We start from the raw sequence: 15,246 nt of genomic DNA, 5'->3' as shown, positions 1-15,246 counted from the left end.
TTACATCGCCATCCCGGCCGGCATGGCGCAGGTCTGCGCGATGAACTCCTGATGTGAGGGCAACACCTCCACTGCACGGTCCACGATGGTCCGGACATTGGTCAGAAATTCCACCAGCTGGTCATCACTGATCAGGTCAGCCATGGCATTGTGCCCTGAGGGCATCAGCCCCTGCCCAACCATCACCTGGAGCCAGCTTGCTTCCTTGAACAGGTCTTCCTGGTCCCGGAATATGCGGCCGTGCTGAGCAAACAGCTCCATCCGCTCACGGAGCGACTCCGGAACCGGCATCGTCCGGACATAGTTCCAGAACTCCGTGTCGTCACGCCGCGTCAATTTGTAGTGCAGGATCAGGAAGTCTCGTATCCGCTCGAATTCATAGCCGACCTGGCGATTGTATTCGGCAATATCGGCGTCCACGACACCGCGCTGCGGGAAGAGGTTGATCAGGCGATTCACATTCGACTGCACGAGGTGGATCGACGTCGATTCCAGCGGCTCCATGAACCCGCTTGCAAGGCCCAGCGAAACGCAATTCTTCTTCCAGAACTCCCGGCGGCGCCCCGTCGTGAATCTCAGGAGGCGCAGCTGCCCGAGCGCGTCCCCATCAAGGTTCTGCACCAACTCATCCGCTGCCGCCTGCTCATCCAGGTAGGCGCTGCTGAACACATGCCCGTTGCCCGTCCGGTGCTGCAACGGGATGCGCCATTGCCAGCCCGCCCCGCGCGCAATGGATTTGGTGTAGGGCACGAGCGGCGCCGTGCTCTTGCAAGCAACGGCCCATGCCCGGTCCACCGGCAGACAGTGCGACCAGTCGATATAATCTGACCCCAGCGCATCGCCGATCAGCATGCCCCGGAACCCGGAGCAATCGATAAACAGGTCGCCCGCCACTTCCCGTCCGTCCGACAATTTCACGGCACGGATGAACCCGGTCTCCCCATCGAGCAGAACCTCGCCGATCAACCCTTCCGTGCGCCTGACGCCCCGCGCCTCGGAATATTCCCGCAGCAAGACCGCATAGAGCCCCGCATCAAAGTGGAAGGCATACGCAAGACCCGCCATCGGCGTATTGCCCACACGCTCCATGCGCGCAAACCTGCCGGCATAGGCGGCCCGGTCATGCAGCGAAAAATCCCAGAGGCCAGCGGTTCCGCCCGCCTGCACATGCCTCAGCCAGTAATGGTGGAAGTGCACCCCGGCGAGGTTGATCCCGGCTTCGCCAAACGTGTGCAGATAGCGCTCGCCTTGCGCGCCCCAGTTGCTGAACTCGATCCCGAGCTTGAATGTGCCCGCCGTCCGGGCGACAAACTCGTTCTCGTCGATGCCCAGCGTCGCATTCAGCAGGCGGATCTGCGGGATCGTCGCCTCGCCGACGCCAACCGTCCCGATCTGGTCCGACTCGACCAGCTCAATCTCGATCAGCGGACCGAGCACTTTCACAAGGGCGGCCGCGGCAACCCATCCCGCAGTGCCGCCGCCCACGATGACGACTTTTCGAACCGGTCTGTCCTGCACGTCTGCACCTCCTCTCCTGAAACTAATTCGCCCCCGCCGGATTTTCCAGCGGGGGCGAAAATCAGTCTGACTTGCAGAGCTTAGAACTTGTAGTTCAGGCCCAGCAGGTAGGTCGTGCCGTAGCGCTGGTAATCCTTCACCTGGCGCTCGTCATTGTTGAGGTAGGTCACGAACTCTTCATCCGTCAGGTTGTTCGCCTGAAGCTGGATCGAGAGTCCCTCAAGCGCGGTACCATCCTGGAAGGAATAGCCGATCTGCGCATCGACGACGCTGTCGCCCTTGATGTTACGCAACTCGCGGCCCGCGCCGAAGCCGGTGACTTCACCCAGGAAGTCGCTCCGGAAACGGTTGGACACGCGGGCTTCGAAGCCGGCCCATTCATAGTAGAGCGTGACGTTGCCGACCTGCTCCGAAAGACCTTCGATCGCAATCGGCTGGGTCTCGTCATCCGGTGTCACCTCAGACTCGGTGAACGAGATCGACGCGAACACGCCGAAGCCACCGAGTGGCCCGTCGATGAACATGTCGGCCGGGATCGAGGTCGCAAATTCAAGACCGCGTAGCGAACCATTATGGAAGTTCGCCGGGCCGCTGACGGTACCCAATTCGACATTCGGGATCGATTCGACACCGGCCGGCAGCGTCAGGTAGGGCAAGACAGACGAATAATCGATGATAGCCGAGCTGCTCGGATCAACGAAAGTATCGAACCCTTTCCAAAAGGCCGCCGCCGACACATAGCCCGATCCGCCGCCGAAGTACTTCTCAAACGAAAGATCAATGCCGTTAGCGATATACGGCCGTAGACGCGGGTTACCGCCACCGCCGTTCAGAACGATGGTGCTGGAGTCTCTCGGGTCAACCGAACCACCATTGGCGAGCAGGCGCGCAGCAACGGTTGTATCGACGCCTGGCGCACCACCGCTGGCCGCGATCTGGTCAAGGCGAGCGCGTGCCAGAGTGCGGGATGCGGCAAAGCGCAAGAAGGTGCTATCCGCGATCTCCATGCTGAGGTTCAGGCTCGGCAGGACTTCGGAATACTTCGCACCATCGGTAATGATTGCGCCCGGAGCTGCACCCGTTGCCGGGCCTGTCGAAGATTGGTCAGTCTCGACATACTGAACGCCAACATTACCGCGTACCGGAACACCGTCTATTGCAGTGTCGATGTTCGCCATCGCGTAAATCGTCAGGACATCTTCGTTGACTTGCCAGGCCTTGCGCAGGACGTCGGCGTTCTGGCCGTTAGAGTCTTGCACCAGAAGACCCGAATTCAGCATCCGGAACGGGTCGAAGCTAAGCTGGGCCGGAATACCGATGAACGCAAGCGACGTCGGAGCGAGCAGATACTCGTCCGGGATCAGAGCGAAGTTATCGGTTCCCGGATTAGCAAGTCGAACAAATGCCTCTTGCGAAACCTTGGACTTCTCGCGCTCGGTGTAGTTCGCGCCAAACTCGACGCTGCTGATGAGGTCGGAATCGAAGTTCCGCGTCATGCTCAGGCGAAGCGCGTGCAGCTCATCGTCCGTTTTCGGACGTTTGATGTAGCCAATCTGGCCCCAACCCTGCGGATCGGTCAGGCCGAAGAGCGTAGCGTCGGTGTAGTCGAGTTGCGGACCAAACACATACGCTCCGTCGCCGGTACGCAGGAATGCCAGCGAATCGGAAGCGCCTGTGCCAAAACCGCTACCGGTACCAGCATAAATTTCGAGGTCGACATCATCACGCTTCACGCTCGACATGGAGAGGTCGCCCTCGAAGGTCCATTTGTCGTTGAAGTCGTACTGGACGTTCCAGCCCGCAGAAAGCACATCGGCATCGCGGCCGCGGTAGTCGTTGCGGATCACACCCTGGACATTGTCGAAAATACCGGCCGTCACGAAGCCATTGTCGGTTTCATAACCAGGCCGGAGGCTCGAACCGCTCCAGGCGAGCGGGATTTCGATGCCGCGCAGGTTGCCCGCATCCTTGAAGTTCGACTGCATCACGTCGATTGAGGTGCGGAAAGCGGCCGTCGGCTCGTACTGCAAAGTGCCCGCAAAGGCCGTGCGTTCCAGATCGCGGGATTCGACATACGGCTTTGCGCCGCCAATGATCAGGTCATTGTTTGCGCCGGTCGTCGGGTACCCCCAGGAGTCCCAGCGCTCAGCCTGCGTCGGCGAGGACTGGTCTGCAAAGGCAAGCATGATGCCCAGCGTTTCGTTCGCGAACTGGTCGATATAGGTACCGGTGAAACGGTAGCCATTGTCATCGGAGTCCGGGTTCAGGGCGCCGATGTCGGCATATTCATAACGCGCCGAAACCGATATTGTGCGCTCGCCATGGTCCAGCGGCCGTACGGTGCGCAAGTCAGCCGTACCGGCGAGCCCCTGCCCCATCAGCGCCGCATCCGGCGACTTATAGACGAGCACCTGGCTCAGCAGTTCGGAAGGATACTGGTCGAATTCGACGCCGCGGTTGTCGCCGGCAGTCACCTGCTCGCGACCGTTCAGGAGGGCGGTGGTGAAGTCCGGGCCAAGACCGCGGACCGAGATCACCTGGGCGCGGCCGCGAAGGCGCTGCGCGGTCAGGCCCGGCAGGCGGGCGAGCGATTCGGCGATCGAGTTGTCCGGCAGCTTGCCGATGTCTTCCGCGGAAATGGCTTCCACGATCGATGTCGAAGTCCGCTTGGTGGCGATCGAGTTGGCGATCGACTGACGGAAGCCGCTGACGATAACCGTATCGAGACGGCCCTCTGCATCTTCGTCGTCCGCTGCAACATCGTCTGCAGTAACCGCCGGAACTGCCTGCACCTCTTCTGCTTCCTGAGCATAAGCGGTGCCCGCGCCGACAAACAGCATTGCCAGCCCGGTTGCGGCGCTGGTCATAAGACGAGCGCGAGTGAGTTTGAAATTGATGTCCATTGAAGCCTCCCTACGCCGGTGAACGGAGTCCCGCTCCCGGTTTAAGGAAAGTCATCGCAACAAAATGCAAACAATGCAAGATTGCTGTAAATGTTTTCTGAGGACATGTGGCAATCCGAACACGGCGCCACATTCTATGTATTGTTTTTTATAAGATTTTTATAACATTCCGCGGTGTAAATCAGTGGGCCAGATGATTGTAACTCCAGAAAATTGCTTTGCAACTTTTACATAATACTTTTCATACTTTTGCGAGTCGCAGGGCGTCACGGGCCTTCACGCTGATATTCGCCCAATTACCGTGCAGCACATCCTCACCGGTCGCGATCCACGAGCCGCCCACCGCCAGAACATTGGGCAGCGCCAGGTAATCGCCCGCGTCTTTCGCGCCGATCCCGCCGGTCGGCATGAATCTCAGGTGCGGCAGCGGACCTGCAAACGCCTTGAGCGCGGGAACCCCGCCGGCAATCGAGGCGGGGAACAGCTTGAGCAGGTCGAAGCCCTCCTCATGACGCGCCATGGCTTCGCTCGGCGTCACCACGCCGGGGATCATCAGCCGTCGGTTATCGCCGAGCGCGCTCAGCAATCCGGGGCTCATCCCCGGCGACACGAGAAAGTCCGCTCCGGCATCCAGAGAGCCTTTCACGTCAGCGGCGTTGAGCACCGTCCCTGCCCCCACCTGCAATCCGGGCGCGGCGGTCTTCATGGCTTCGATCACGGCGAGTCCCGCCGGCGTGCGCAGGGTCACTTCCGCAATCGTCAGGCCGCCATCCTCAAGCGCTTTGGCAAGTGGCGCGGCATGCGCCACCTCCTCGACCACCAGGACCGGAACGATGGGCGCTGCCTTTGCGGCCTCCACCAGACGGGAAAGCGGGAATGTCACGCGCGTAACTCCTGTTCATAAAAGGCGGCGGCGCCGATCAGCGGCGCCTCCGGGTCATGCATCAGATCGACCGGACAATTGGCCAAGTAATGGCTCATCGGCCCCCGCTGGTGGAACCGGTCAGCAGCTTCCGGCATGCGCAGGTAATCCGCGATCCGCTCGCTGACGCCGCCCGCCAGCACCACGCCGCCCAGCGCCCCATTTGCGAGGGCAAGATCGCCCACCGCGCCCATCACCACGCAGGCACGCATCAGGATCAGCTGGTGGAACATGTCGTCACCGGCGTCGGCAAGGCGCCGCATTTCCTGCGGGCTGGTCTCGACCAGTTCCCGCCCGAACACTTCGCAGAAGGCGGCATGCACCGGCTCCAGCCCCATGCCGGAGGCGACCAGTTCATTCGACACATAGCCGAATTTCCGCATCAGAATGCTCGCCACCTGAAACTCAAGATCCGTCCGCGGAGCAAATGCCATGTGCCCGCCTTCGCCGTTTAGAACGCGCCAACCGCCACCGCGCGCAAGGCACAGCGTCGCCACGCCAAACCCCGTCCCCGGCCCCGCGACAAGCACCGGCGAGCTCTCAACCGCCTCACCCGGCAGGATACTCTCAAACGCCGAGGCTTCATGCTCCGGCACAGACCGCGCCATGGCGGTAAAATCATTGATCAGCCGCACATCGGCGAAATCGAAACGCTCGCACAGCTCGCTTTCCGACACGCGCCATTGCCGGTTGGTCAGCAGCACTTCGCCATTGCGCACCGGACCGGCCATCGCAAAACAGGCGCGGCGCACATTCGTGCCGGACCGCTCCAGATAGGCTGCCAGCGCGTCACTGAAGGTCGTGAAATCATCGCCGGCCAGCTTGTCGAAGCCGTCCGCCACGATCCGGCCATTCTCGCGCCGGGCCAGCGCAAAGCGGACATTGGTTCCGCCGACGTCCCCGACCAGGATGCCCGCCTCCATTTAAGCGTCCTCCTGGTGGAGGAAGGAAAACTGGCTGGCGCCGGTATCCGCCGCGCCGCTGACCTGGCGGAAATAAGAGAACATCTCGCGCCCGACGCCGGCGGCCGGCTCGTTCGGACGAAACTCCGCCGGTTCGCGCGCCGCAAACTCCGCCGGGTCGACCTTGATGTCGAGTTGCCCGGTCGTTGCATTGAACAGGATCACGTCGCCATCGCGCACGCGCGCCAGAGGCCCGCCACGCGCCGCTTCGGGGCTCACATGGATGGCGGACGGCACCTTGCCGCTCGCGCCCGACATGCGCCCGTCCGTCACCAGCGCCACCTTGAAGCCCCTGTCCTGCAATACAGCAAGCGGCGGCGTCAGGCTGTGCAATTCCGGCATTCCGTTGGCGGACGGTCCCTGAAAGCGAACCACGGCGATAAAGTCCTTGTTGAGTTGTCCCGCCTCGAACGCCGCCTTCAGCGCGTCCTGCGAGTCGAACACGATAGCCGGTGCCTCGATCACATGTTTGTCTTTCGCAATAGCCGACACCTTGCTGACACCGCGCCCAAGAGGCCCACTCATCAGGCGCAGGCCGCCATCGGCCGAAAACGGATCGCTTGCCGGGCGGATCACATCGAGGTCTCCGCTCTCCGCCGGTGCCTCCCGCCAGGCCAGCTTGCCATTGTCGAAATAGGGCTCTCGGGAATAGCTGGAGATCGGCCCGGAAACGCCCTGCGCATCGCCATGCAGCAGGCCGGCATTCACCAGTTCCCGAATGACAAAGCCCATACCGCCCGCAGCGTGGAAGTGATTCACGTCTGCCGAGCCGTTCGGATAGACGCGCATCAGCAACGGCACGATCGCGCTGATCGCCGCAAAGTCTTCCAGCGTAATGATGATGCCGGCTGCGGCGGCCATGGCTGGCAGGTGCAGCGCATGATTGGTCGAGCCACCGGTCGCCATCAGGCCGACAATGCCGTTCACGATCGAGCGCTCGTCGATCATCTCACCCGCCGGCAGGTATTCATTGCCCTGCGCGTGGATCGCTGCGGCGCGGTGCGTCGCCGCCCGGGTCAACGCATCGCGCAGCGGCGTGCCCGGATTGACGAAGGCCGCGCCCGGAAGATGGAAGCCCATGACTTCCATCAGCATCTGGTTCGAATTGGCCGTCCCATAGAACGTGCAGGTACCCTGCGCGTGGTAGCTTTCCGATTCCGCCTTCAGCAGTGCATCCCGGCCCACCTTGCCTTCCAGGAAGGCCTGCCGCACACGGAGCTTCTCAGGATTGGAAAGCCCGGACGGCATCGGCCCGGCCGGCACGAAAACGGACGGGATCCAGCCAAACCGCAGCGCCGCAATCACAAGCCCCGGCACGATCTTGTCGCACACGCCCAGGTGCAGCGCCGCATCGAACACGTCATGGCTGAGCCCGATCGCCGACGCCATGGCGATCACATCGCGGGAGAACAGCGAGAGCTCCATGCCCTCCTGGCCTTGCGTCACGCCATCGCACATGGCCGGCACGCCGCCCGCCACCTGCGCAATCGCATTCACTTCGCGCGCGGCAGACCGGATGATCTCCGGATAATGCTCGAACGGCGCATGCGCCGACAGCATGTCATTATAGGATGTGATCACCCCGATATTGGGCCAGCCTGCGCCCAGCAGCTGAGCCTTCTCGATCACGGCGCACCCGGCCGAGGCATGCGCCAGGTTCGCATCGGACATGCGCTGTCGCGCAAATCCCTTCGGCCGGCGGGACCGGATCAATTCAAGGTATTCTGCCCGCGTGTCGGCGGACCGCTTGCGGATCCGCTCAGTAACTTCAGCGATGGTCGGATGTATCTGTGTCATCTCAAGGTGCCCATATGACCGTCAGACGCGGCCCCAGTTTGTCGATGGCATACCGAACCGGCATGTCCATCGGATCGGCGGATTTCGCCTGTTCGTAGACGTCAAGCTTGTCATTTCCGAAGAGCAGCATCAACGCCACCTGCGCCGAGGCAACGGCCGGGCCGGTCAGCGTCATTCGCTGGGTGTTGATGCCCGCCACCGGGCACCCCCGCGCATCGATGGCCGCGACGGTTTCAATGCCCACAGGGTTCAGCGCATTCGCAAGCCCCCCGGCGCCGGGGAACCAGCTTGCGGTATGGCCGTCATTGCCCATGCCGAGCAGGATAACATCTAATGGGGCGCAATGCGGCGCATAAGCTGCATTTCGTTCGGCGACGGCTTCTTCCGGCAATTCATGCAATGTCCGCATCGGGATGAAACCCGCCGCGCCGGCATGTTTCGTCAGCAGGCGCGAGCGCACCAGCCGCTCGTTCGAGGACGTGTCTTCCGGCGAAACCCAGCGCTCATCCACCAGGCCAACCGTCACGCGCTCCCAGCCGAACTCCGTTGCTGCAAGAAGGTCGAACAGCGGGCCCGGCGTCGATCCGCCCGATACGCAGAAACTCGCCCGGCCCTTTTCTTCCAACGCGGTTTTCAGCCCGGCCAGAACAACCTCCGCGGCGACGGACGTTGCCTCCTCGCGGGTCTCAAAGCGGCGAATGTCACCAGCCATCGGCTTAGTGCCCTTCCCACCAGGCACGGCCATCGCGATCCAGCAGCATCGCGGCCGCCAGCGGCCCGTCACTTCCGGCCGGGTAAGGCTCTGGCGCCTCGCCCGCCTGCTCCCAGGCCTCGATCAGATTGTCGACCCAGGTCCAGGCCGCCTCGACTTCGTCCTTGCGCATGAACAGCGAAAGATTGCCGCGCACCACATCCATCAGGAGCCGTTCATAGGCATCCGGATAGCGGACCGTGAAGCTTTCGGCGTAGGAAAGGTTCAGCGGCAGCGACTTCACGCGCAGGCCGCCCGGCCCCGGCTCCTTGATCTGGACGAACAGGCGCACGCCTTCGTCCGGCTGCAGGCGGATGACCAGCCGGTTCGACATGTCATTGCCCTCTCCGAACAGGGAGTGCGGGGCCTTCTTGAACTGGACGACAATATCTGAATGGCGGTGCGACATGCGCTTGCCGGTGCGCAGGTAAAACGGCACGCCGGCCCAGCGCCAGTTGTCGATGCTAGCCTTGATGGCAACAAAGGTCTCGGTGTTGCTTTTCGCCTCGCCCGACAGCTCCTCGGCATAGCCGCGAACAGGCTCCCCGCCCTTCACGCCCGCGCGGTACTGCCCCCGCACGGTCAGCTTCTTCGACGTGTCCGCATGGATCGGCACCAGCGAGCGCAGCACCTTGATCTTCTCCGTACGGACATCGTCATCGTCCAGCTGGTTCGGCGGCTCCATCGCCGTCAGGCAGAGGAGCTGCAGCATATGGTTCTGCACCATGTCCCGCAGCGCACCGGACTTGTCATAGTAGTCCGCGCGTCCCTCAAGGCCGAGGTCTTCCGCCACGGTGAGCTGCACATGGTCGATATAGTTCCGGTTCCACAGCGGCTCGAACAGCATGTTGCCGAAGCGCAGGACCATCAGGTTCTGCACCGTCTCTTTTCCGAGGTAATGGTCGATACGGTAAACCTGTCGCTCGGAATAAACCGCGCCGACGCCGTCATTGATCGCGCGGGCCGAGTCGAGATCCTTGCCGATCGGCTTTTCCAGCACGACGCGCGTGTTGCCTTCCGACAGGCCCGCCCGGCCGAGCGCTTCGCAGATGCTGACATAAAGGCTCGGCGCGGTCGCCAGGTAGAACACGCAGGGACGCGCCGGGTCTTCGGTCAGCTTGGATTTGAGGCCCGCCCAGTCTGCATCTTCGGCGGTTGCATCGATCGCCACGTAATGGATGAGCTTCTCGAACCGCTTCCATTCCTTGTCGTTCCAGTTGTCGCCGGTCGCCTTTTCGCAGGCTTCCCGCGCCATGGCGCGATAGGATTTGTCATCCAGGTCCGATCGCGCGGTGCCGACAATGGCGCTGGTTTCCGGAATCTGGCCGTCCAGCCAACGATGGAACAGGGCCGGCAACAGCTTCCTGCGAGAGAGGTCTCCGGTGCCGCCGAATATCACGATATCGAACGGCTCGACTGGAATGAACTTGGCCATATTGCGCGCTCCCTGTACGCGGCTTTTAGAATCAGAACCCATGACTAGGCTAGGACTTTTCCGGTCCGTGCAATTTTTGTGGCGCGATTCATGAGGTGGAGTCCACTTAGTTCCTTGATTTTTAAATCTACTTTTTGCGTTCGCAAAAGTTGCAGTAAACGCGTCAGAAATCTTTGCAACTTTTTACAAGCCCGCTATACTTCCCTCTAGACTTTGACGCAAAACTTGTGACAACGTTGTAAATAACTCATCTACCCGGAGCCGACGAGTCATGTCCAGCAGAACCCGTTTGGAAGACCTTGCGCAGATTGCCGGCGTGTCCATCGCGACCGTCTCACGCGCGCTGAACAACAGCCCGGCCGTCAATGACGAAACCAAACGCCGTGTCTGGAAGATCGCCCGGGAGCAAAACTACAATTTCCGTCCGTCCATGCCGGCGCTCCTTTCGGGAGCCGCGGCGACGATCGCGGTCGTCATCCCCACCCCGCTCGGCCGCCAGACCCAGGTGTCGGACCCCTTCTTCCAGGAACTCATCGGCGGCATCGGCGAAGCGGCCCGCGACTCCGGCTGCGACGTCCTCATCTCCCACCTCGCGCCCAAGAGCCAGGACGACCTCGCCTCCCTGATGACCGCCAACCGCGCCGATGGCGTTATCTTCCTCGGCCAGAGCTTCCTGCACGAGCGCTTCAACCGCCTCGCCGAGACGGAAAGCCGCTTCATTGTCTGGGGTGCCGAGCTGCCGGGCCAGAAATACTGCTCCATCGGCTCCGACAATGTCCGCGGCGGCGCCCGCGCCACCTCGCACATGCTGAACCTCGGCCGCCGCCGCATCGCCTTCCTCGGCGACACCGACGCGCCCGAAGTGCTGCAGCGCTATGAAGGCTATGTCGACGCCCACCGCCGCGCCGGCCTTACCATCGACCCCGAACTCACCGTGCCGGCAAACTTCGAAGTCGAATCCGCCGAAGCCGCCCTCGGCATGCTGCTCGACCGCGGCATCGCGTTCGACGGCGTCTTCGCCGCATCGGACCTCATCGCCCTCGGCGCGATCCGCAGCATGCTTCGAACAGGCGTCTCGGTGCCGGGCGACGTCTCGGTTGTCGGCTATGACAACCTCCAGCTCGCCGCCTATTCACACCCGTCGCTGACCACGATCTCTCAGGACATGGCCAAGGCCGGCCGCATCATGGTGTCAAAGCTGCTCGCATCCGGCGAGACGGGCATCATGCGTTCCGAGCGCCTGCCGACCGAGCTGATCGTGCGCGAATCCTGCGGCCTCGCCTGATCCGTCAGTCGCGCGTGACCAGCACCGAATAAGGCGGCACGCTCCGTCCGCCGACATCGTCGCCCCAGCCCGAAGCGATCAGCACGTCACGGCCCGGTGCAACACCCGCCGGCAGCGCCACCTCTTCGCATCCAAGGTTGAAGATGCAGGTCACCGTTTCCTGCGGGTGCGTCCGGCGCATCACGAACAGGTCGCCCGCCGTTTCCGGAATCTCCACATCGCCCCAGCGCAATGCAGGCGACGCTTCGCGCACATCCATGAACCGCCGCGTGAAATTCAGGACCGAGCCCGGATCCCGTTCCTGCTCGGCCGCGGACGCCGCCTCATGGTCAGCGCCCAGCGGCAGCCAGGGCTTCGATTCCGAGAAGCCAGCATAGGTGTTCCCGCGCGACCAGGCCATCGGTGTGCGGGCGCCATCGCGGCCGAGGGTCAGCGGCCAGTTGGCAATCGCCTCCGGATCCTGCAGGTCTTCAAATCCGACCTCAACCTGCGTCAGGCCAAGCTCTTCGCCCTGGTACAGGATCGGATTGCCGCGCAGTGACAACAGCAGCGCATTGGTCAGCTTTGCAAAACGCGGCCGGTCGGCCCCGTGATACCAACGGCTGACACAGCGCGGCGCATCATGGTTCGAGAAGGCCCAGGACGGCCAGCCTTCATTGACCGGTCCCGACCAGTTCGACAGCGACGCGCGCACCCGTTCCGCCGTCAGTTCCGGCGCATAAAGGAAATCGAAGCTGTAAGCCGAATTAAGCCGCAGGCCTTCCTTCGTATAGGCGCGCATTTCCGGCAGCGGGTCCGGCCCGCCAATCTCGGCCACCGTGAACACCGCGCCATAGGAATCCGTCAGGCGCCGGATCTTTTCAAGGAAGTGAACGATGTCCGGATGCGATTGGTTATACGTATGATGTTGCAGGTCGAACGGCCGTGTAATCGTCCGCCCGGCAGGATCCCAGGGCGGATTGTCCCTGAACTCAGGATCGTGCATCGAGAAATTGATCGCATCGAGGCGGAAGCCGTCAACGCCGCGGTCCAGCCAGAATCGCGCGGCATCCAGCAGGGCCTGCTGCACATCCGGATTGTGCACGTTCAGCTGCGGCTGGCTCGGCAGGAAATTATGCATGTAATACTGCTGGCGCCGAGCATCCCAGGTCCAGGCCGCACCACCGAACACCGCCTGCCAGTTGGTCGGCGGCGTGCCGTCGGGCTTTGCATCCTTCCAGACATACCAGTCCGCCTTCGGACCATTCCGGCTGCTGCGCGACTCCATGAACCAGGCATGCTGGTCGGACGTGTGCGCATAGACCTGGTCGATGATGACCTTCAGGCCGCGCGCATGGGCCGCTTCCAGCAGGCGGTCGAAATCCTGCAGCGTCCCGAAGATCGGATCGACGTCGCAATAATCGGCCACGTCATAGCCGAAATCGTCCATCGGCGACTTGAAGAAGGGCGAGATCCAGATACCGGCGACGCCCAGAGACGCGATGTAATCCATCCGCTCGGTGATGCCCGGCAGGTCGCCGATGCCGTCGCCATTCGTATCCTGGTAAGACCGCGGATAGATCTGGTAGATCACCGCACTTCGCCACCAGGGATGATCGTCCGCTGCGCCGGGCGCTTCTTTCAGTTGCATGCCACTATCCATGAATTGTCAGTGCTCCCAATCGGAGGAGCGGCAGATGGTCCAACCCAGCGGCTCCATGGAAAGCGAAACAACACCGGTCGCTGCCGCCGTCGTGGGGCAGCGACCGGCGATCGCCTCGAACGAGGCAGAACGGGGATCGACGGCCACATTCACGCGGCGCGGCTCGTTACGGGTGTTGAAGGCGACGAGATACTCGCCGCGCGCGCCATCGAGACGTGAAAAGGCCATCACGCCGCCATCCAGTTCCGTCAGGCGCATAACCTGCTCGCCCCGGCGCAACGCTTCGTTTGCACCGCGGATTTCCGCCATGTGCGCAATCGCCCGGTAAATCGGATGGGACGTGTCGAAATTCGAGTCCGCGGTGGTCGCATCGGTTCCGATCAGGTCATTGTCATTATAGATCGCGACCTGGCTCGGCATCATGTCTTCGCGGGCGTTCTGGTCGCCGCCGGCATCCGGCACAAAGCCCTGCTCGTCGCCGTAATAGATCACCGGCGTGCCGCGCGAAAACATCAGGATCGCATTGGAGAGATTGACCCGCTTGAGCAGTTCCTCGTCGCTCATGTCCGGGTGCGCCGCCCTCAGGAAACCTGCGAAACGCCCCATATCGTGATTGCCGGAGAAGGTCGGCGCAATCGAAACCGCGCCATCCGCATAAAGACCATCGATCGTAAACAGGTCGGCAAACCGCTCGGTTGGCGCCCCGTCGACCAGCACGGCTGAAAGCGTGCTCTGCATTCCAAAATCGAGAACCGCCGGGAACCCGCCAGCCCGCGTGAACGTCGCGAGCATGGCCGGATTCGGATTATAGACTTCACCGAAGACATAGAAATTCGGAATGCCGATGCTGGCCGCATGGTCGATCACGGCGCTGTTGAAGGCATGCCAGAATTCCGGATTGACGTGGCGCGCCGTGTCGATGCGGAACCCGTCGATCCGGTATTTCGTGATCCAGTCATTATAGATCTCGATAAAGCCGTCCACGACTACCGGATTTTCGGTCATCAGGTCGTCCAGACTGGAAAAGTCGCCATAGACCGAATTCTCGCCCTCGAACGTGGTGGCGCCGCGATTATGGTAATAACGCAGGTCGTTCAGCCAGGCGGGCACTTTCACAGCTTCTTCGCCTTCGGGCACATAAGGCGTCCAGGCATAGCCTGGATCGGTCAGCCGGGCGAAATTCTCTTTCGTCTGGAAGGGCGGCCGGTCGCCCATGAAGCCCTCATTGATGGGCTCACCCGCAATGCCGCCACGGGTCGTGTACGGATAATCGGCGATGGAGCGGTAGCGGCACGCCGAGTCCGGGCATTCGCGATAGCGGATCACGTCGGCCGTGTGGTTCGTGATGATGTCCAGGTAGATCTTCATGCCGCGCGCGTGCAGCGCCTCGACGAGGGCCGTCATGTCCTCATCCGTGCCGAGGTGGGCATCGGGGCGCGTGAAGTCGGTGATCCAGTAGCCGTGATAGCCGGACGATTCCCCGCCGGGCGGGCCCTGAACAGCCTTGTTCTGATAGATCGGGCCCAGCCAGATCGCCGTCGCGCCGAGCCCCTGGATGTAGTCCAGCCGCTCGATCAGGCCTCTCAGGTCGCCGCCATGATAGAAGCCCTTGGCCTCCGGGTCGAAGCCATGGTCCAGCTTGCTGCCCGCGATGCCGCCGAAGTCGTTCGAGGGATCGCCATTCTCGAACCGGTCAGGAATCACGAAATAGACGACCTCGTCCTGAGGCAGCCGCCGGGCATAATCCGCGACAATCTGAGCGGCTTCCGGATCAATTTTGTCACCCTCCGCGGTCACGCCAGGGTCATCTTTTGGTACGCCGATTGCGGGGGAAATTGTCGTGCAGGCAGCCAGCAGCAGGGCACCAAGCCCGGCATAAAGCGGCAGTGTCCGTCGATCGATCATCCAGCGTCCTCCCGCATGCTTCCCGCGCACCGCGGACTCTTCCGGTCCCGCTCGGCGCGCCCTTGATACCCCTATCCTATGACGCAGAAGCGACCGGGGACGCAACAAGAATTGCTATATTTTGCA

At 62.2% G+C, this 15,246-nt stretch carries 10 protein-coding genes; 1 reads left to right on the top strand and 9 read right to left on the bottom strand.

Features of this window, described 5'->3' with window-relative positions; genetic code table 11:
• The 7 genes from R3C13_RS13175 to zwf all read right to left on the bottom strand — a co-directional run bounded on the left by R3C13_RS13175 (position 1) and on the right by zwf (position 10,288).
• Positions 1 to 1,518 (bottom strand): tryptophan halogenase family protein, encoded by a 1,518-nt coding sequence (locus tag R3C13_RS13175; RefSeq protein ID WP_371311290.1) that lies wholly within the window; start codon positions 1,516 to 1,518, stop codon positions 1 to 3.
• A gap of 80 nt (positions 1,519 to 1,598) precedes the next feature.
• Positions 1,599 to 4,421 (bottom strand): TonB-dependent receptor, encoded by a 2,823-nt coding sequence (locus tag R3C13_RS13170; protein WP_371311289.1) that lies wholly within the window; start codon positions 4,419 to 4,421, stop codon positions 1,599 to 1,601.
• Positions 4,422 to 4,662: 241 nt separating this feature from the next.
• Positions 4,663 to 5,304, bottom strand: coding sequence for a bifunctional 4-hydroxy-2-oxoglutarate aldolase/2-dehydro-3-deoxy-phosphogluconate aldolase (gene eda / locus R3C13_RS13165; RefSeq protein WP_371311288.1), 642 nt, complete (start codon positions 5,302 to 5,304; stop codon positions 4,663 to 4,665).
• Positions 5,301 to 6,266, bottom strand: a complete 966-nt coding sequence (locus tag R3C13_RS13160; RefSeq protein ID WP_371311287.1) for a glucokinase — start codon at positions 6,264 to 6,266, stop codon at positions 5,301 to 5,303. The genes eda and R3C13_RS13160 overlap by 4 nt, the downstream gene beginning before the upstream one ends.
• Positions 6,267 to 8,102, bottom strand: coding sequence for a phosphogluconate dehydratase (gene edd, locus R3C13_RS13155; RefSeq protein WP_371311286.1), 1,836 nt, complete (start codon positions 8,100 to 8,102; stop codon positions 6,267 to 6,269).
• A gap of 1 nt (position 8,103) precedes the next feature.
• Positions 8,104 to 8,814, bottom strand: a complete 711-nt coding sequence (gene pgl / locus R3C13_RS13150) for a 6-phosphogluconolactonase (protein ID WP_371311285.1) — start codon at positions 8,812 to 8,814, stop codon at positions 8,104 to 8,106.
• A gap of 4 nt (positions 8,815 to 8,818) precedes the next feature.
• Positions 8,819 to 10,288 carry a glucose-6-phosphate dehydrogenase gene (zwf, locus tag R3C13_RS13145; RefSeq protein ID WP_371311284.1) on the bottom strand — a complete coding sequence of 490 codons (1,470 nt, stop codon included), beginning with the start codon at positions 10,286 to 10,288 and terminating at the stop codon, positions 8,819 to 8,821.
• 271 nt (positions 10,289 to 10,559) lie between these two features.
• Between zwf and R3C13_RS13140 the strand changes: the two genes are divergently transcribed.
• A complete protein-coding gene (locus R3C13_RS13140; RefSeq protein ID WP_371311283.1) occupies positions 10,560 to 11,573 on the top strand; it encodes a LacI family DNA-binding transcriptional regulator in 1,014 nt (337 codons plus the stop codon).
• 4 nt (positions 11,574 to 11,577) lie between these two features.
• Here the strand turns inward: R3C13_RS13140 and R3C13_RS13135 are convergent, their stop codons facing one another.
• Together R3C13_RS13135 and R3C13_RS13130 are read right to left on the bottom strand one after the other, a co-directional pair.
• Positions 11,578 to 13,203 carry an alpha-amylase family glycosyl hydrolase gene (locus tag R3C13_RS13135; RefSeq protein ID WP_371311282.1) on the bottom strand — a complete coding sequence of 542 codons (1,626 nt, stop codon included), beginning with the start codon at positions 13,201 to 13,203 and terminating at the stop codon, positions 11,578 to 11,580.
• An 18-nt stretch (positions 13,204 to 13,221) separates the two neighbouring features.
• Complete coding sequence (locus tag R3C13_RS13130; RefSeq protein ID WP_371311281.1) at positions 13,222 to 15,120, bottom strand: alpha-amylase family glycosyl hydrolase; 1,899 nt, start codon at positions 15,118 to 15,120, stop codon at positions 13,222 to 13,224.
• Positions 15,121 to 15,246: the final 126 nt, after the last annotated feature.

It is taken from the genome of Hyphomonas sp. (assembly GCF_041398385.1).
Classification (GTDB): domain Bacteria; phylum Pseudomonadota; class Alphaproteobacteria; order Caulobacterales; family Hyphomonadaceae; genus Hyphomonas.
Note: the sequence above shows the minus strand (reverse complement) of the source record. Positions and strands in the feature narration are given on the sequence as shown.